Below are 17,372 nucleotides of genomic sequence, written 5' to 3' on the forward strand. Positions count from 1 at the left end.
GCGTCGGCTGTGGCACGGAATCATCATCCCTGATGTCTCGGCGATGCGTCCCGACCATCGAAACTGTCCGATTCCAGACACTGAACGCCGCCGCAGGACCGAACCGTGGCGCCCGGAGGAGCATGCGTCGGGGTTGCGGTGTTGCCCCTTCGGCCAAGCTGCTGCGCTCTGGAGGGATCGGGGTACAGTCTTGGCATGGTCTCCATGGAAGACGTCACAGCACCGCTCGGTGGGCTGAGCGTGGAGGGCTACGCGTCGATCGGCGGAGTCGACCTGGAACTCACCAGCGCCGTCACCGTGCTCATCGGCGCCAACGGTGCAGGCAAGTCCAACCTCGTCAGCGCACTTGAGGTTGTCGCCCGTGTCTGGGACAACACCTTCCAGGACTACCTGGTGCGCCACGGCGGCCTGCCGGCACTACTGCACGCCAATGCGGAGACCTCGTTCAATGAAGCCGTCTTTGAAATTCGCGGTCTGCCCGATGCGCAGAACCACTCCACCGGCTACCGCGTGTGCCTGCGGGTAGACCGCAACAGCGAGGAGCAGGCCGCGCTCGTCACCGAGGACTTCCTGTTCCACGACCGCACCAAGTACCCGGAGCCCTACAACGAGCACGTCTCATGGCGGGTGGCACGCAGTCGGGCCGCCTCCTTCCTCAACGCCGAGGACCCGGAGAACAGCAAGCTGCAACGCTTCGCACGCTATGTGGCTCCATTGGTTTCCGGGTGCCGGGTCTTTCACTTCGACGACGTCTCCCCCGAGGCGCCGCCACGCTCCTTCTCCGAGGTTGGCGACGACATCGCCTTGCGCGCCAATGCCGAGAACATCGCCGCCTACCTGCTGCGCGTCCGGAACGACCACCCGCAGCACTATCAGCGAATCGTGGCAACCATACGTCTGGCGGCACCGTTCTTCGAGGACTTCGTGCTGCAACCGAACCGGAACGACCAGTTACGTCTGCGCTGGCGTCAACAGGGCCTCGACCGGGTGTTCCAGCCGCGTTCCCTGAGCGACGGGACGCTGCGTTTCATCTGTCTGGCGACTCTGCTGCTCGGTCCGGATCTGCCGGCGACGATCGTGCTCGATGAGCCGGAGCTGGGGCTGCACCCGGCGGCGATAGGCCTGCTCGCCGAGATGGTGCACGCCGCCGCCGACGACGGACACCGAATCCTGTTGGCGACGCAGTCGGTGCCGTTGCTGTCACAGTTCTCCCTGGAAGAAGTAGCCGTGCTGAACCGGGTGGGCGGCAACACCACCATCAGCCGTCCGAATCCCGAAGAACTCGCCGGCTTTCTTGAGGACTACTCGGTCGGCAGCCTGTGGGAGATGAACCTGTTGCGCGGACGCCCCTCACCTGAAACGCTCTCAGGGAGGCAGAGCAATGGGTAATCACCTGATAGCGCTTGTGGTGGAGGGGCAGACCGAAGAGGCCTTCGTCACCACACTGCTGGCGCCAAGTGCTCTCTCCAAAGGAGTGACCCTTGCCCCCATAATCGTGGAGACATCGTCCACAGGAACCGGGTCGCATAGGGGCGGCGGCGGTTGGAAGGGATATCACGACCTGCTTGATGATCTGCTGCGACAGCCCCATTGGCATCGTGTCGGCTTGATGATCGACTACTACGGGTACCCGGTCGGAGCCCCCGGACGGGACAGTGGCCGACCCAAGGCGGACGACCGCCAGCAACTCACCGAAGCACTCAATTCGCGCTATGCCGGTACCGCTTCGGTTAACCGTTTTCACCCGCTGATCGTCAAGCACGAGTTCGAGTCCCTGGTGCTTGCCGCGATCGATGCCGGTGCGGGCGATGGGATCATGCCCGGCCGGGCACTGCGCTCTCTCCGCGCTGCCATAAAGCGGGCGGACACTCCCGAGGACGTCAACGACGGCGCAAGCACAAGTCCATCCAAGCGCCTCAAACATGCCTACCCCCGCTACATCAAGACCGTGGACGGTATCACCCTGATCCAGCAGGTTGGTCTGACCGCCGTCCTTGAACGCTGCCCCGTTTTCTCCGCCTGGTGGCAACAGCTGCTCGCGTGACGCACCCCGTCTGCTACGCCGGTTCACCCTCTGCTACGCCGGTTAGCGGTTTGCTGAATGCCTGTACGCCGTTCAGCAGACCGCTAACCGGCGTACCCAACACCGAAGTGGCGTGGCAGCCGAGTTCGAGACCATCAGTGACGGCGGCATAAGCTCCGGGTATGACCACCGCTGAGGCATCCGCCGTCGCTCCGCTCGCCCGCCACCTAGCCGGGCCGCTGGACGACGACGCCGCGCCGGTACTCGTCCTGTCCCACGGCATCACCGACTCGGCGGCGTGCTGGATCGAGGCGATCGACCGCTGGACGGCCTCTGGCTACCGAATCGTCGCCCTGGATGCCCGCGGACACGGCGACTCCCCGCGCTGGGATCAGCCGGACCTCACCAACCAGACGACGGCCGGCCAGCGCCTGGCCGCCGACCTGGTAGGCGTGCTTGAGGATCTGCGTGCGCATGGGGTGCGCTCCGAGGGACCGCTGCGTGCACCGCTCGCCGTCGTCGGGCACTCCATGGGCGGGGTGACCAGCCTGGATGTGGCCGCGCACCGACCCGACCTGGTGGACGCCGCCGTCGCCGAGGACCCCGCCTTCGTCACGCCGATCTGGCGGCGCCTGATGGCGATGAATGCGGTACGGCAGGTGCGGGAGTTGCAGGGGATCGCCGCCGACCCACAGGCGCGCTTCGAGCTGGAGATGCGTGACAATCCCACCTGGTCGCCCCGAGAGACTCGCGCCAGCGTCGAGGCGGCCTGCGGCGTCGACCTGGGGTTCATAGCGCAGGGCTGCGTCTCCCCGCCTACCCCCTGGCAGGAGGTCATCGACTCCCTGACGGTGCCGACGCTGATCGTCACCGGCACCGAACGCGTGGTGCTGCGCGGGAACAACCTCACCAACATCACCCGCCGCGCCAACCCGGTCATCACGACCACCGTAATCGAGGGTGCGCCCCACTGCGTGCGCCGCACCTTCCCCGACCGCTTCCACGCCATCACCGACCCCTGGCTCGCTCGACATCTCGAAGTCGGCGTGCAGCCTGCCTCCAGTCAGTGACGCATGCGGCTCGCCGTCTGCTCCATGTGGCCGGAAATCCACTCACGCACCGGCGCAGGCGCGGCGTCGATGCTCTCCCGGCTGGAGAAGAAACGGTCCACCGTGTCATCGACGACGTCGAGCACGTCCTCATCGCCGACGGCGAGCCCGGCCTGGAGCCGCACGAAATGCTCCCGGGTGACCTCAGCCAGCCTGGTGGTACCGAAGAAGGGCAGGCCGAGCTCCGCATGGTTCGGGTACGCGGCGGTACACACCAGGTCATAGGCGGGTGAAAGCCGCGCGCGCCGCCCGTCGGGGTAGATCAGTGACCAGTTCTTCAGGTGGGCGTCCCCGTTGCCGACGAGCAGGTTGAACACCGTACGCCGAACCATCTCCCGCAGCGAGGAGTGGTCCCGCCCGCGGTAGGCCAAACCGGCAACCGTCTCCACACTGGACCGGTATTTCCCCTCGCCCGCGCCGTAGCGGTTGAGCACCTGAGCGAAGTCCTCGATATGTATACGGCCCTGCGGCGACCGATCAAAGCGGCGTACAGCGTAGGCGTCGGTTTCTTCCGAGAGCCAGGCGCCCGGCCCCAGATCGTCAATGCTGTCCCGAGCCCACAGCGCGACCTCCGGGGCCTCGATCCCAACCTGCCCTGCCAGCTCCATGACTGCGAATTCGTTGGAGGCGAGTCCAGGATACACTGGATCGGGGATCTTAAGAATCCAGTCCCCATCCTCCCCGTGAGCCGGAATAACTAAGCGTCCACCCCTCATACTCATGGAGTATTTCAAGGTCATACCCGCCAAAGAAGCACGTCGTATACCACCCGCCGGCTTTAACTCCGGAGGCGGGATCAATTCTGCCCCCTCAAAAGAAGCGTCATGATCCTCGACGGCATCCGGCACAACTTCAACCGCTCCAGGTAGATCTGTCCCGATCCTTTCGAGCAGATCTATCTCGCGGTGCGTGCTTACACCTTGCTCCTTAGCAATCAGGTCGCGGAGGCGACCCTCGGGAAGTTAGGTTGGAGAACCACGCCGGTACCCGGTTGGTGGCGCGCGGCTGCTTGCGTGGATGGTCCTCGAACCAGCGTCCGAGGACCATTCGTCCCGGGCGGTCCCAGTAGTCCGGGTCAAATACGAGCTTAGTGAACGGCCCTCCATCAGGCTGGTCGCGCCTGTGAATTGAGGCCACGCGCTCGGCGTGCAGCAACACCGCATACACTGAATCACTCACAGCTAGACCTCCTCGTCAAACACGTAGTCTGATAGCGGAGGCGTGTCCTCCTGTCCCCAGGCGGTGCGCGCCGTCAGAAACTCGGTCAGATACCTTTGCAACGCCTCGGCGCGCAGTCGCAGGAAGTCGCTGAACTCATTGGCCTGCAGCCGCTCCAGCATGGTCTCATCCAGCAGCAGGGACCCCAGGTCAAGTTGTTTATCTAGGGCCGTCAGCAACTCGCGCCGATCCAGCACGGAGATGAGCTTCGACGCCACCACCGGATCCTGGTCCTTGAGATCCGATGGGGGCACGAGGTCGGCTACTACGGCGCGCGGCGTCGCCTCCCCCTCCAGCTGCTCAGCCAAGACTTCGATGGTGAGTGGTTCATTGGTGCGCACATCCACTGGGTGAAGGTTCCACAATGCCGCGAGAATCATCTTGGAGTCCGCGCGAGTCGCACGAAAGACCCTCAGGTCCGGCGGCTGCGGGCTCCCACTGAGATCGGCTGCCTCAAGGAGCCGCTGCACGGAGGTGGATTCTTGGCCCAGTTTCACCCGCGCCGCCATGTCGCGCAGGTCCGTCTGTGAGCCACTGATACCCAGCGTATCGGCTCCCGCGCTCGTGCGCCACAGCCAACGGGATAGCAGTTCCAGGTTGCGGTCGGCCGGCTCGGGGAAGAGGGCGAAGAACCGGGTGAGAACCAGCAGTTGGAAGCGGAAGGGCAGCAACACCAGGTGCGGAATCCCGCAGCGCTCCTGCAAGAAACGCGCCGCCTGCACGAGCGCGCGCTCCGTGGCCCGGTAGGCCTCCGCCTCGCTCTCCACGGGGAAGTCGCTCACGCGACGACGACTTTCGGAGAACTCTCCGTGCACGTCCCTAGTGATATCCGTGTGCCGCCGCACCAGGATCGCCTGGACCACGACCTTGTCATCCAGTATGCCGAAGCGGGTCTGCGCATCAACGTCGGCGGCGATGCCGGAGGTGGTGTTTCCCGCCTCGGGCCCGCCGTGGATGGCGTTGAAGATCTCCGCCGCGTTCAGGCGCTTACCGCGAGAATTGATCCGGTCGAACACCTCACGGAGCGTCTGCTCGTCTGCCTGCTTCATGACCGTGGCCGGCACAGTCACGCGGTTAAGCCTGCCCGCCATTTCCTGAACGTGCGTTGCTTGATCGGCGGCGTCCGGGTTGTCCGCGAGCCAGGCGAGGGCCCGGGAGAAGTCGAACAGATCTGGCAATGGGATCACCAGCGGCTCATCGAGCGAGCGGCCGCCCACCACGGCCTTCTGCCGCAGCGAGTATCCCAGTGCGAAGCGCGGATCCTGCGCGCCTTCGGGATCGATCGCGTTGACCAGGCTGGTGACGCGCTGCTGGCCGTCGACAACCCACAGCGCATCCGACCGCGCCGGGGCTTCAACATGAAGCGCACCGATAAGCAGATCCTCCGCCTCGGCCTCACGCTGCCACAGCAGCAGGCTGCCAAAGGGGAACCCACGCATGATCGAATCGAAGAGGCTGAGCACGTCCTTCCCGTCCCATCGGAAGGACCGCTGGAACTGAGGCACGCGCAGTCCTCCCGACTTCACGAGAGCGCGTAGCTCGGCGATTGTGTAGGCCTCGCTACTCGACAGTGCCTGGGTACTCTCCATACCGCGATCATGCCACGGACGTACGACACAAGCGCGGGTGGCGATCCATCGTCAGTCGGCGGAGCGCTCGCCCACATCGGAACACCGACCCTCGAAGCGGAACCCCAGCGCAATTCGTTCACCTCGGCAACCCGCGCCCCACAAGCATCGTTGCTGGGCGGATGCGCGATCAACCCGGTAACGACAACTATGGCGGCCATTTGCTGCCAGGCTTGACAGCGTTGGTTATAGTTGATTGATCGATACGAGTGAAGCCACCCAAGGACCGCTATCCAGATGCTTCTTGCCACCCTGATCGCCACCATCGTATTCTGCGCCATCTTCACCTATGTCCGACTGCGGACAATCCCGTTTTTGGGGCGCTGGCTTACCCCTGTTACCGAGTTCCTAGACAACCTGACGAAAGGGCTACGCCTCGGGCCTCTTGAGCAGGTCGCCACGGTGCTGTTCCTCGCAGGCGCCACCACCTGGGTTCTCCGTCACCCGGAGTCACCGCTTTGGCAGGAGGTGACAGGCGCCGACGCCTCGCCTCGTCAGGTCATGCTGGCTTCGGCCTTCGGTCTAATCGTCCTGATCACCTTCACCGTCACTACCAGTGCAGGCGCGGTCCGAGACCGGACAAGTCAGAACACCACGACATACCTAGGTCAGCACGAGCACGACTACCTTGTGACGCGCTCGGGCATAACGGGCTTCCTGTGGGCTCCCATCTTCCCCCTCCTCATTGTCTTCCTATTCACGGTCCCGACGGCCGAGCCACTTCTGACCGACAGTTTCTCGTGGACGCTCACATTCCCGCGTCCCCTCGAGGTTATCATCGGGGAACTTAGCATTGTTATCCCTGTCCGACTGCTGACACTGTCCCTGTGGTGCTCAGCATTCGCCGTCGTCGCAGTCTCGCTGTTGCTTAACCTCACGCTGATGTTACGCGCTTCGATGATCCGTCTTCTCAGTCCGGGTTACGTGCGCTATATCATCAAGAGGGACGTCGAGGACTTCTACGCCCGCGCCCTGACGAGGATCACTCGCCTCGATGTCCAGGAACAGCGTGAGAAAACACGGGGTCTCACGAAGTGGACCGTGGACCTCTTCGCAAGAGCGCTGACGGGGAACCTGAGGAACTCGACGACGCGTTGCGTGCCACGTTCAACTCTCGCAGTGCACGAAATATATACAAGCAGGCCGAACATGGGGAGAAGCTTTTCACGTTCATTCACGCCATCTCGGAACGTCGCGACAGCAAAAAGGCTCATACCCTGACTCAACTCATCTACCAGTGCCGAATTGCCCACCTACGAAGGATGTGGGACACCGCGGAGCACATTGCCACAGGGAAGAGGTCGGTTATCTTTGAATACCTCCAAAGGAGCGACAAGGCACCCCGAGTAAGTTCTGTACTATTAAAAGAGGTGCTACGCGACAGCAGTTCTCTCGACCGACGTTTTCTAGAGTTGCTCAACAACCGCAATATCGAAGACATCGACACCGATTCTCCGGCATCACATCTCATCCGTGGCCGCCTTCGCGACCCTCGCCAATTGCCCAATGACCAACTATTCCATCCGGCCTACTACCTAGACATAGAGGAGCCCCGGCCCGTCAGCGAGCACGTCATCACCTCCGTAGGAGTCACGTACAGGGACCTCGCAGAGCTGCTCACCGACCACTCATCACCGACAAGTTCGTGCGTGACCATTGACGACCTCAAAACCATCCTGGATCACGCCAGCCGCATCCAACACAGGCAGACGCGTAAATATGCGGTGGACCAGGTCGCCGACGCGGTTATCCAAGCCACAATCATCTCGCGGCACGAGAACGAAGAACTCGGGGCTGACACCCTCAGCGTACTCGTTCCCTCCTTGCCAAACAGAAGCCGCATACCCGGTCCGGTCCCCCGCGAGTCAGCCGACGTCCAACAGCCTGAGGCGGCGACGTACCGAAGTACCACCGACCTCATTCACGACGTTGTCCTACGCCGCCTAAGAGACTACCCCACCCTTGACCCGGCTGCGCGCACCGTGCTTCTCGGGTTCGTCGACGACACGGAAGTCCTCGCCAACATCCTCTACACGCTTCTCTACGCAGACGAAAGCCACCGACTCCGTGCACAGTTGCTGCACCCGTTCCTCCCCTACACCCGACGCATCTACCTCGGCAAGGAGGAACGCGGCCGCCACAGGGAGCGGGTTGCCCGGCTCCTACTTGAAGGAACAGGCATCAGCCACAGGGTCAATGCGGAGGTTGCGACATGGCTCGTCGATTTGCTTGGCCGTCCCCTCACACTCAATGAGCTCAAGGATGTAGGCACGGCTCCGCGACTGTTTAGATTCAGCTGGCTGTCCGTCGTCCTGTGGTGGGCTCTACTCACGCCCACAACCCCTCTCTACACGGAGTTCTTCACAGATGCGCAGCTTGAGGCTCTCGACGCCAGTGGTTGGGGTGATGAAACCCGGGGGCGCGATGCAGTCCTTGAGGCGATCAGCATCCTCACCGAACTCGGTGAGGATAGAAAGGCCTCGCAACTCCAGTTCATGATCCGGCGCGCCAGGAGGCCGCCGAACGGTGAGAGCCCCAAGTCCACACCGACGTAATGTCGTTACAACGTCGGTGCTTAGAAAGGAGCCGCAACCGATGACAGCCACCACCATGTCAAGCCGGGAGTTCAATCAAAACGTCTCCGCGGCCAAGCGGGCTTCACGCCAGGGCCCGGTCCTCATCACCGACCGCGGCGTCCCCGCGCATGTCTTGCTATCCATTGGGGAGTATCGGCGCCTAACCTCAGAGAACAAAGGAGTCTTGGAGGCACTCTTCATGTCGGGACTGTCCGAGATCGAGTTGGACATCGAGCCCGCCAGCGACCTCCCGCGGGCCGCGGCGCTGGACTGATGCTGCTTGACACCAACGTCGTCTCCGAACTGCGCACGTTCAGACACCGGGGCGAGGCCCCGCTACGCCAGCTGAAGCCGGACCCTCACGCAGCCGCCGGGCCGCCTCAGTCGGTGGAGCGCACCAGCCACCAGGCGGCATAAGGCGGCACCGGCACCTGGCCGTCGCCGGCACCCTCCAGGCTGGTGGATCCCGCCGGCACCGTGTCCGTGAGCACATCCACCGCCCCGAGCACCCCGTACTCGGCCAGGCGCGTCGCGGGCACGGAGCGCCAGTCCGGAGTCACGTTGTACACGCCCACGAAGCTGCCGCGCGGGTGATCGCGGAAGGTGACCAGAACGCCGTCGTCGTCGACGGGCGCCACGACGGTGCGCACATCCGCGCTCAGCTGCGGCAGGCGGGCCCGCACCTTCCCCATGTGGGCCAGGTCGGTGAAGACGCGGCCGGACACCGTGGAGCGGTCGCGGCGCTCAGCCACGGCAGCCTCACTCAGCCGCGGGCGGCCCGCCCAGCGGGAGTCGGACTCGTGACCGGGCTCGGTATCCCAGTTCGGGTCGTTGAACTGTGCCAACTCGTCTCCGCTCCACAGCACCGGGATGCCGCCCCAGCCGTAGATGATGGCGTAGGCCAGACGCATGGCGTTCAAGCGCTGTTCCAACCAAGAGCGCAACTCCTCCTCACGCCAGCCGGGAGTGTGCTCGTCAATCCCGGCCACCGCCTCAGCGGCGGCCTCAATCCCGATCAGGGAGGCGGCGGTGCCGGCCGTGCGCCGGTCGTTGGTGACGGGGTTGTACTGGAAGGTGATGCCGCGGGCGTCACTCATGGGGTACTGGCCCGTGTACCAGTCCGCTAGGAAGACCCTATGCAGGTAGCCGTTCAGGCCCACCGCCTCGGCATCGGCGTCGTCGATCGCCCAGCCGATGTCGTCATGGCAGCGGACATAGGTGATCCAGGTGGCGGTGGAGGGCTCGATTGGCAGTGAGGAAAGCGTCTGGGCGGCCAGGCTCACGCTGCGGCTGGCCAGCATGGACCACACCTGCACCATGAGCGAATTGTGGTAGGCCAGGTCGGAGACCTTGCCGGTGTAGCGGCCCTGCCCCAGGTACTGCAGCAGTTCGGTGGGGGCCACAATCGCCTCCGCCTTCAGAGCGATGGCCGGGCAGGCGATGCGGGTGAGCGCCCGCAGCACCTCGGTGATGGAGTGGACCTCGGGCTGCCCCTGGCAGTCGGTACCCTTGCGCTTAATGGTGAAGGCGATCGCGTCCAGGCGCAGCACCTCCACACCGCGGTTGGCCAGCTCCATCACGATCTCGACGAACTCCTCCATCACCTGGGGGTTGCGCCAATTCAGGTCCCACTGGAAGGAGTTGAAGGTGGTCCACACCCAGCCATCGAGGTCCTCCTCCCAGGTGAAGTTACCGGGCGCGAAGTCGGGGAAGATCTCCGGCAGGGTGCGCTCGTACTCGTCGGGCTCGGTACGGTCGGGGTAGATGAGGAAGTAGTCGCGGTAGCGCTGCTCGCCGGCGCGGGCGCGCCGCGCCCACTCGTGCTCACGGGCCACGTGGTTCAGCACTAGGTCAATGACCAGGCTCATGCCCTCCTTGCGCAACTCGCCCGTCAAGTGCTCCAGGTCGTCCATGTCACCCAGGTCGGGGCGCACGGAGCGGTAGTCGGCAACGGCGTAACCACCGTCGGAGTCGCCGGGGCGGGGGGTGAGCAGGGGCATGAGGTGGAGGTAGCTGACACCCAGCTCCCGCAGGTAGCCGATGCGCTTCTCCACGCCGCGCAGGTCTCCGGCGAAGCGTTCGGTGTAGCCGGAGTAGCCGATGCGGGAGGGGTCCTGCACCCAGGCGGGGTCGAGGGTGCGGGCCAGATCGAGGTGGCGCAGCTCAGGGCTGCGCGCGGCATAGCTGCGAGCAGCCTCGGCCAACAGGCGGACGGCGGTGCGCCCGGCGGCGGGCTCACCGTACAAGGTGAGTAGGCCATCAACCACGTCCGGGTACCAGCGCTCAACGCGAGTGGTGAAGATCTCGCGCTCGGCGCGGGACAGGTCGGCGGCCGCCAGGGCGGCATCAACAGCGTCACGGACCTCCTGGGGCACCGCCGCTGCCGCGGTTTCAGTGGACCAGGTGGTGAGGATGGAGGCGGAACCGGCGGGGTCGGCATGCGTGGGAGGGGTCATGACTCCATCGTCCCCGATTCCGGGGCCCAACGGGAACACTTTCGGACGACGAAGCCGTGGTGGCCGGCGCTGGTGTCACAAAATGCAGCACTTTCATCGGTTTCGCTGCGGGGTCGTTGCTTGGAGCCGCATGAGTACGCGGTTGTGGTGGGCGGTTGTACTGGGTTCGAGCGGAAAGTGCTGCATTTTGTGACAGTTTCGGCTGTGTGGCGGGGTTCGTTGATCGGTGGTGCTACGGGTGGGGGTGCTACGGGTGGCTTGGTCGTAGGCCTGCCGGCGGGTGAGCACCGCCACTATCGGCGGGGTCCACCGATCCACGACGGGCACTCGGGCGACAGCATGTCGTAGCAGGTCAGCGGCCGGAGCGGGACTCCGTCCGGCGCCGCATCCGTGGCGGCTTGGTCGGGACCGGATGGATGTGACACGAGCAACTCCATGGTCACCTTGAGGTAGTTGGTATCTAAAACATAGTTTCGCGTTGTTCCAACCCCCAAACCAGTAGAGGACACCTCATGAACATCACCGTTATCGGCGGAACCGGCAACACCGGCACCGCGGTTGTTGCCGAGGCCGCCCGCCGCGGCCACACCGTCACTTCCGCTTCCCGCTCCGGCCGGCACGCCGAGGGTGCCGCCACGGACGTGATCGTTGACCTGGCCGACACCGCCGCTGTTGTCGAGCTGGTCAACTCCGCCGACGCGACCATCGTCACTGTCTCTCCCGACCGCACCGGCGGCCCCGTTCAGCCGACCGTCGACGCCTTCAAGGCACTGATAACCGCCCGCCCAACGGGGCGACTCGTGATCGTGGGAGGCGCCGGCTCACTGCTTGACGCCGACGGCAACCGGCTGGTGGACTCCCCCGACTTCCCCGCGGAGGTCAGGCCCGAGGCGTTGGCATTCTCCGAGGTACTCGAGGCATTCCGCGCGGCCGGGGACGCCCTGGCCTGGACTCTCGTCTCCCCGGCACCTACCTATCCTTCGGAACAGTCCACCGGCGCCTACGTGGTCGGCAAGGACAACCCGGTTGGAGCGAAGCTGTCCCCCGCAGACCTTGCCATCGCCCTGATCGACGAGGTTGAGCGCGACGCACACCGGGGCGAGCGCTTCGCCGTAGCCAGCGCCTAGTTGTCGGCAGGACCGACGGCGGCGCCAGCGCCGCTCATAACCGGTCTCTCAGCTGGCCCAACCGGGTGTCTCGCCGTCACCGCGTCGCGGTGGCGGCGAGACAGCTGTCGCCGGCAGGCGCCAACGCTTCGCCAACTCGGCGCGCCGGCGAAGTCCCGCCATACGAACTGATTTGTGGACACTCGCCACACCCGGGGCATGCTTTGCCGCATGGCAAGCACCACCGCGAGCAACCCCGCAAGCACCACTGTCCCCGCCACCCCTCCCATCGCCCTGGCTATCGCCGGCTCCGAGGCCTCCGGCGGTGCCGGCGCCCAGACCGACCTGAAGACCTTCCACCAGGTGGGCGTATTCGGCTGTACCGCCCTGACCTGCATCGTCTCCATGGACCCCAAGCACAACTGGGACCACCGGTTCGTGCCCGTGGATCCGCAGGTCATCACCGACCAGATCGAGGCTTGCGCCACCGTCCACTCCCGGATCGACGCCGTCAAGATCGGCATGCTCGGCACCGCCGCCACCATCGACGCCGTGGATGCCGCCCTGGAGCAGTACCAGTTCCCGAACCTGGTGGTTGACCCGGTGCTGATTTGCAAGGGCCAGGAGCCGGGCGCCGCCCTCGACGTCGACAACGCTCTGCGCGCCAAGATCCTCCCCCGCGCCAAGGTCACCACCCCGAACCTGTTCGAGGCCGCCACCCTGGCCGGAGTGGGTGAGATCACCAGCGTCGAGCAGCTCAAGGACGCCGCCAAGCGCATCTACGACCTGGGCGTGCCCAACGTCGTGGCCAAGGCCGGCCCCACGCTCGGCACCGGCACCGCCCTGGACGTCTTCTACGACGGGCAGACCCTGGAGGTGCTGGAGGTGCCGGCGGTCGGCACCGAGCGCATGCACGGCGCCGGCTGCACGTTGGCCGCCGCCATCACCGCGGAGCTGGCCAAGGGCGCCACCCCACTGGAGGCCGCCGTCACCGCCAAGAACGTGGTCTCCGCGTCGGTCAACCCCGGCATGCACGGCAACATCCCCTTCACCTACGTCTACCAGGGGTTCTACCGGGGCTGACGGCACCCGAGGGCGCGCCGGACCGGCCGCGAACCGCCGACCAACGACGCCGGCGCCCGGACAGGTACCCGACACCACCCAGTAGACAGACTGTCTACTATCTAGATAGTCTGACTACATGGACTCCTCGACTTCACGCCTCCTGCGCGGTTTTCTGGAACCGTGCCTGCTCGCCCTGCTTGAGAGCGGTGCCGATTACGGGCTGTCGCTGACCCGCCGCCTCGAAGCCGCCGGTCTGGAGAATGTTCCCGGCGGCAGCCTCTACCCGGCACTCACCCGCCTGGAGCGGCGCGGCCTGCTTGCCACCACCACACGCCCTTCCGACTCCGGGCCCGCTCGCAAGTACTACGAGCTCACCGACGCCGGCCGAAACGAACTCGCCGCGCGTCGAGCGGAGTGGTCTGCCTTCCGTAGCGCCGTTTCAGCCATCCTGGAGGGTGAGACGCCATCGCGCGGGCGGGCGGTTCCCGCCCATGCAGCGGCCGAGGCCCACTCATGAGCGCCGCCTACTCCGGATCCTCACCGCGCTCCGAGCCGGATTCGGCCGACGCCGCTTGGTACCGAAGCTTTGGCGCGGAGCTGGTGGCACAGGGCCTGAGTCCCCGGGAGTTGCAGCGCATGGTCGCCGAGACCCGCGCAGAGGCCGAATCCGCCGGCATTGCGCCGGCGAGCCTCTTCGGTCCCGCCGTCCTGTTCGCCCGGGAGCTGGCTTCCGCGCTTAAGGAGGACGGCGCCGGCAGCCAGGCGACCGAGCACACACCGGGCCCGGTGGTACTGCGACTGCATGATGTCACCGTCCGCCGTGGGCGGCGCACAGTCCTGTCGAATTTCACTCTCACGGTACGACGGGGTGAGATCGTCGCCGTCGTCGGCTCCAACGGAGCCGGCAAGTCCACTCTCCTCCAGGCCTGTGCGGGCCTGCTGCGCACCAGTTCCGGCCGCGTGGAGCGGACCGAGCGCTTCGGCTACGCGCCGCAACTCGACGCCCTCGCTCCGCTGCTGACCGTCGACGAGCATCTACGGCTATTCGGGGTCCTCGACGGCGCGAGCCAGAGCCGCGCGGTGCCAACGGGCCATCAGATCCTCCACCGCCTGGGATGGCGCCCCAACGGCAGTCAAATCACCCGCACTCTGTCAGGGGGCACCCAGCAGAAACTCAATCTCGCCCTGGCTCAACTCGCCTCCCCAGAACTGCTGCTCCTGGACGAGCCCTACCAGGGCCTGGACGCCCTGGCGTATGAGGACCTGTGGACTCTCATCTCGGCCTGGCGGGGCTCCGGCGCCGGAGTCCTTCTGGTCACTCACCTGCTGCGAGACATCGACTTCGTCGATCGCGTTGTGGAACTGCCCACCCCGGATTCCTCGACTGGGGACAGCAAGACGAAGGATCATGCCGCATGACCGCTGCCGTTATCGCCGAACCTGCCGCGCCTGTGCCTGCCTCCGGACACCGGCCGCTGCGCACCGCAGTGCTGGTCGCCAAGGTCACCGTCCACGAGCTGTCTCGACGGCGCGGGGCGCTGATTCTCGCCCTGCTGCTACCGCTCACCTTCTACCTGGCACGAGTAGACACGCACTGGACCGCGCTGCGTCTGCTGTCCATCGGACTGGGCTGGGCGGCGGCGACGCTCACCCTGTTCACGTCGGTGTCCTCGCGTTCGATCGACTTACGGCTGGCCGCGAGCGGGGCCAGCCCGACGGCGCTGGTCCTGGGACGGCACGCAGCCGTTTTGGGCCTTGGCTGGATCATTGCCGCGCTCTACTCCGCACTCGTTCTACTCACGATCGGGCACCGGCTGACCCACCCGGCTGCTGTGCCGCTCATGCTGCTTCTGACCGTGACCGTGGCCGCACCCCTGGGCTCTGTGGCCGCCGCGCTCGTACCCAGGGACCTGGAGGGCGCCCTATTGCTGCTGGCGGTTATGGCCCTGCAGCTTCTGGTGGACCCGGCCGCCGCGTGGACTCGCGTCCTACCCCTGTGGTCGACGCGCGAGCTGTCCAGCTACATCGTCGAGGCGCTGGGCGCGCAGGCGGGCGACTACCTCTGGCGCGGGCTGCTTCACGGAGTGGGCTTCGCCGTCGGGCTGGTGGTGCTGACCTGGCTGCTGGGGGTATGGCGTCTGCGGGTGATACGCCTACCCGATCCGCAGTGACTCGCGGCCTCATCCCCGGTGAGACAGAAGAGGCCGCCTTCGCATATTCCACGACCTCGGGGGACGTTCCACGACCGCCCCGGGGTCGTGCTACGTACACCAAGGTCGTGCAGTGCGACGAAGGTCGTGGAGTACGCCCGCCTCAACCGAACTCCCACAGGGCGGACACCGGCAGCGCCCACAGCGGGCCGCCCAGGCTGCGCCAGACAGCGCCTGTGCGCAGCCCTCGCGCACGGGCGCGCGGTGCCCAGCGCCCTTACTCGTATCACTCGTAGGCCGGCTCGGGGGTGATGTCGCGGGCCATGTTGGCGAAGCGCGACAGGTGCCCCTGGAAGGCCACCGGGATGGTGCGGGTCTGCCCGTTGCGGTGCTTGGCGACGATGATGTCGGCCTCGCCGGGCCGCTCCTCTTCCTGGTAGTACTCGGGCCGGTGCAGCAGCATGATCACGTCGGCGTCCTGCTCCAGCGATCCCGACTCGCGCAGGTCGCTCATCTGCGGCTTGTTGCCGGTGCGCTGTTCGGGGCCGCGGTTCAGCTGGGCGACGGCGACCACCGGGATGTCCAACTCCTTGGCCAGCAGTTTGAGCGACCGGGAGAAGTCGGAGACCTCCTGCTGGCGGGACTCGACCTGCTTGCCGGAGCTCATCAGCTGCAGATAGTCCACCACCATCAGCCCGAGCCTGTGCTGCTGCTTCAGGCGCAGCGCCTTGGAACGGATCTCCGGCATGGTCAGGTTCGGGGAGTCGTCTATGAACAGCGGCGCCTCGGACACCGGGTTGTAGGCGAGAGCGACTTCCTCCCAGTCGCGTTCGTCCATTTGGCTGCCGCCGCGCAGCTTGTTCAGGGCCACCCCGGACTCGGCGGAAAGGATGCGCATCATCAGCTCCATGCGTCCCATTTCCAGGGAGAAGTAGCACGAGGGGATGGGATTGCCGTCGGCGCCGCGGGCGTGGATGGACGCTGAACGGCAGAAGTCGACGGCGAGCGTGGATTTGCCCATGGCGGGGCGCGCGGCCACGATGATCATTTGTCCGCCGTGCAGGCCGCCGAGCAGCTCGTCCAACTCCACGAACCCCGTGGGCACGCCCCGCATCTGCCCGTCCTCGCGGGCCTGCCCGGCCTCGATCTCGAGGTTCGCCTCGTTGAGCAGCTCCCCGACCGGTACGTAGTCCTCCCGCTCACCCTCCTTGTGGGCGACGGCGTACACCTCCGCCTCTGCCAGGGTGACGAGGTCGTCGATGTCACCGGCATCGGTGGAGTAGCCGAGCTGGGCTATGCGGGTGCCCGCCTGCACCAGTCCGCGCAGCAGCGACTTCTCCTTGACGATGCGCGCGTAGTAGGCGGCGTTGGCGGCAGTGGGCACGGTAGCCATGAGGGTGGCCAGGTAGGGGGCACCGCCGATGCGCTCGAGTTCGCCGCGTTTGGTCAGCTCGTCGGCCACGATCAGCGGGTCGGCCGGCTCCGAGCGGTTGTACACCTCTACGATCGCGTCGAAGATCGACTCGTGGGCGGGCTTGTAGAACTCGGGGCCGCGCAGCACCTCAATGACGTCGGTGATGGCCTCCTTGCTCAGCAGCATGCCGCCGAGCGTGGACATCTCCGCCTCCAGGTCCTGGGGCGGTACGCGGTCGAAGGCGCCGTCGTAGCGGGCTTCGACCGGTCGTTGTTCACCGCGGGTACGAGTTCCGATGGTGTCGATATCGGTCATCTCTCGGTCACTGCCCCTCCCTGCCACGCCCCGCCCAGACGGGTAGCGCGGCGACACTAGCGGCCCGGGCGAGCCGTGGCAAACGCCAATCTCTTGCAGGCTGTGGGCAAATGCCCACGGGGTGTGGATAAGCCCCCTTCACCTGTGGGCGACGCGCCGATTTGGGTGTGGACCCGCCTCCCCCGTATAACGCCGTCGTACCGGCTGGAATCCCGATATTCTGCGGGAATCCCACCATTCAAGGGGCCCGACCTCAAGGCACAGCCCGTATGCTCAAAGCCGAAATCAAAATCTGTGGATAAGTGGGTAATC

Annotated in this window: 15 protein-coding genes; 11 read left to right on the plus strand and 4 right to left on the minus strand. The window is 65.6% G+C overall.

The window, feature by feature from the left end; translation table 11 throughout:
* Positions 1 to 195: 195 nt before the first annotated feature.
* The 3 genes from CWT10_RS16250 (at position 196) to CWT10_RS16260 (ending at position 3,093) form a co-directional block, all read left to right on the plus strand.
* The gene (locus CWT10_RS16250; protein ID WP_233188048.1) at positions 196 to 1,389 is read left to right on the plus strand and encodes an AAA family ATPase; all 1,194 of its coding nucleotides are present in this window, start codon (positions 196 to 198) and stop codon (positions 1,387 to 1,389) included.
* Positions 1,382 to 2,044: a DUF4276 family protein gene (locus tag CWT10_RS16255; protein WP_103062381.1), complete on the plus strand. Its 663-nt coding sequence runs from the start codon at positions 1,382 to 1,384 to the stop codon at positions 2,042 to 2,044. The genes CWT10_RS16250 and CWT10_RS16255 overlap by 8 nt, the downstream gene beginning before the upstream one ends.
* A gap of 161 nt (positions 2,045 to 2,205) precedes the next feature.
* The gene (locus tag CWT10_RS16260) at positions 2,206 to 3,093 is read left to right on the plus strand and encodes an alpha/beta fold hydrolase (protein WP_103062382.1); all 888 of its coding nucleotides are present in this window, start codon (positions 2,206 to 2,208) and stop codon (positions 3,091 to 3,093) included.
* On the opposite strand, the gene CWT10_RS17570 is transcribed toward CWT10_RS16260, so the two are convergent.
* Positions 3,087 to 4,070 (minus strand): type II toxin-antitoxin system HipA family toxin, encoded by a 984-nt coding sequence (locus CWT10_RS17570; protein WP_332881181.1) that lies wholly within the window; start codon positions 4,068 to 4,070, stop codon positions 3,087 to 3,089. The two genes, CWT10_RS16260 and CWT10_RS17570, sit on opposite strands and share 7 nt — an antisense overlap.
* Before the next feature lie 243 nt (positions 4,071 to 4,313).
* Positions 4,314 to 5,939, minus strand: coding sequence for a DUF262 domain-containing protein (locus tag CWT10_RS16270; RefSeq protein WP_103062383.1), 1,626 nt, complete (start codon positions 5,937 to 5,939; stop codon positions 4,314 to 4,316).
* A gap of 276 nt (positions 5,940 to 6,215) precedes the next feature.
* On the opposite strand from CWT10_RS16270, the gene CWT10_RS16275 reads away from it, so the two are divergent.
* The 3 genes from CWT10_RS16275 to CWT10_RS16285 all read left to right on the plus strand — a co-directional run bounded on the left by CWT10_RS16275 (position 6,216) and on the right by CWT10_RS16285 (position 8,828).
* Positions 6,216 to 7,199, plus strand: coding sequence for a hypothetical protein (locus tag CWT10_RS16275; RefSeq protein WP_103062384.1), 984 nt, complete (start codon positions 6,216 to 6,218; stop codon positions 7,197 to 7,199).
* Positions 7,200 to 7,477: 278 nt separating this feature from the next.
* The gene (locus tag CWT10_RS16280) at positions 7,478 to 8,533 is read left to right on the plus strand and encodes a hypothetical protein (protein ID WP_150132766.1); all 1,056 of its coding nucleotides are present in this window, start codon (positions 7,478 to 7,480) and stop codon (positions 8,531 to 8,533) included.
* Positions 8,534 to 8,573: 40 nt separating this feature from the next.
* On the plus strand, positions 8,574 to 8,828 hold the full coding sequence (locus CWT10_RS16285) for a type II toxin-antitoxin system prevent-host-death family antitoxin (RefSeq protein WP_103062386.1): 255 nt from the start codon (positions 8,574 to 8,576) through the stop codon (positions 8,826 to 8,828).
* 106 nt (positions 8,829 to 8,934) lie between these two features.
* On the opposite strand, the gene CWT10_RS16290 is transcribed toward CWT10_RS16285, so the two are convergent.
* Entirely contained in the window at positions 8,935 to 11,010 is a 2,076-nt protein-coding gene (locus CWT10_RS16290; protein WP_103062387.1) for an alpha-amylase family protein, read from the minus strand.
* Positions 11,011 to 11,522: 512 nt separating this feature from the next.
* On the opposite strand from CWT10_RS16290, the gene CWT10_RS16295 reads away from it, so the two are divergent.
* The 5 genes from CWT10_RS16295 to CWT10_RS16315 all read left to right on the plus strand — a co-directional run bounded on the left by CWT10_RS16295 (position 11,523) and on the right by CWT10_RS16315 (position 15,352).
* A complete protein-coding gene (locus CWT10_RS16295) occupies positions 11,523 to 12,137 on the plus strand; it encodes an NAD(P)-dependent oxidoreductase (protein ID WP_103062388.1) in 615 nt (204 codons plus the stop codon).
* 210 nt (positions 12,138 to 12,347) lie between these two features.
* The gene (locus CWT10_RS16300; protein ID WP_103062389.1) at positions 12,348 to 13,199 is read left to right on the plus strand and encodes a hydroxymethylpyrimidine/phosphomethylpyrimidine kinase; all 852 of its coding nucleotides are present in this window, start codon (positions 12,348 to 12,350) and stop codon (positions 13,197 to 13,199) included.
* A gap of 118 nt (positions 13,200 to 13,317) precedes the next feature.
* Positions 13,318 to 13,698 carry a PadR family transcriptional regulator gene (locus tag CWT10_RS16305; RefSeq protein ID WP_103062390.1) on the plus strand — a complete coding sequence of 127 codons (381 nt, stop codon included), beginning with the start codon at positions 13,318 to 13,320 and terminating at the stop codon, positions 13,696 to 13,698.
* Positions 13,695 to 14,600, plus strand: coding sequence for an ATP-binding cassette domain-containing protein (locus tag CWT10_RS16310; protein WP_103062391.1), 906 nt, complete (start codon positions 13,695 to 13,697; stop codon positions 14,598 to 14,600). The genes CWT10_RS16305 and CWT10_RS16310 overlap by 4 nt, the downstream gene beginning before the upstream one ends.
* Positions 14,597 to 15,352, plus strand: a complete 756-nt coding sequence (locus tag CWT10_RS16315) for an ABC transporter permease (protein WP_233188050.1) — start codon at positions 14,597 to 14,599, stop codon at positions 15,350 to 15,352. The genes CWT10_RS16310 and CWT10_RS16315 overlap by 4 nt, the downstream gene beginning before the upstream one ends.
* A gap of 265 nt (positions 15,353 to 15,617) precedes the next feature.
* Here CWT10_RS16315 and dnaB read toward each other — a convergent pair whose 3' ends face one another.
* Positions 15,618 to 17,060, minus strand: a complete 1,443-nt coding sequence (gene dnaB / locus CWT10_RS16320; protein ID WP_103062392.1) for a replicative DNA helicase — start codon at positions 17,058 to 17,060, stop codon at positions 15,618 to 15,620.
* Positions 17,061 to 17,372 lie beyond the last annotated feature (312 nt).

The sequence above is a fragment of the Actinomyces qiguomingii genome (assembly GCF_004102025.1).
Taxonomy (GTDB): Bacteria; Actinomycetota; Actinomycetes; order Actinomycetales; family Actinomycetaceae; genus Actinomyces; species Actinomyces qiguomingii.

What these genes read in the sequence shown, in the direction of transcription:
- CWT10_RS16250 (WP_233188048.1), top strand. Translation starts at nt 196, where the DNA reads ATGGTCTCCATGGAAGACGTCACAGCACCGCTCGGTGGGCTGAGCGTG.
- CWT10_RS16255 (WP_103062381.1), top strand. Translation starts at nt 1,382, where the DNA reads ATGGGTAATCACCTGATAGCGCTTGTGGTGGAGGGGCAGACCGAAGAG.
- CWT10_RS16260 (WP_103062382.1), top strand. Translation starts at nt 2,206, where the DNA reads ATGACCACCGCTGAGGCATCCGCCGTCGCTCCGCTCGCCCGCCACCTA.
- CWT10_RS16270 (WP_103062383.1), bottom strand. Translation starts at nt 5,939, where the DNA reads ATGGAGAGTACCCAGGCACTGTCGAGTAGCGAGGCCTACACAATCGCC.
- CWT10_RS16275 (WP_103062384.1), top strand. Translation starts at nt 6,216, where the DNA reads ATGCTTCTTGCCACCCTGATCGCCACCATCGTATTCTGCGCCATCTTC.
- CWT10_RS16285 (WP_103062386.1), top strand. Translation starts at nt 8,574, where the DNA reads ATGACAGCCACCACCATGTCAAGCCGGGAGTTCAATCAAAACGTCTCC.
- CWT10_RS16290 (WP_103062387.1), bottom strand. Translation starts at nt 11,010, where the DNA reads ATGACCCCTCCCACGCATGCCGACCCCGCCGGTTCCGCCTCCATCCTC.
- CWT10_RS16295 (WP_103062388.1), top strand. Translation starts at nt 11,523, where the DNA reads ATGAACATCACCGTTATCGGCGGAACCGGCAACACCGGCACCGCGGTT.
- CWT10_RS16300 (WP_103062389.1), top strand. Translation starts at nt 12,348, where the DNA reads ATGGCAAGCACCACCGCGAGCAACCCCGCAAGCACCACTGTCCCCGCC.
- CWT10_RS16305 (WP_103062390.1), top strand. Translation starts at nt 13,318, where the DNA reads ATGGACTCCTCGACTTCACGCCTCCTGCGCGGTTTTCTGGAACCGTGC.
- CWT10_RS16310 (WP_103062391.1), top strand. Translation starts at nt 13,695, where the DNA reads ATGAGCGCCGCCTACTCCGGATCCTCACCGCGCTCCGAGCCGGATTCG.
- CWT10_RS16315 (WP_233188050.1), top strand. Translation starts at nt 14,597, where the DNA reads ATGACCGCTGCCGTTATCGCCGAACCTGCCGCGCCTGTGCCTGCCTCC.
- dnaB (WP_103062392.1), bottom strand. Translation starts at nt 17,060, where the DNA reads ATGACCGATATCGACACCATCGGAACTCGTACCCGCGGTGAACAACGA.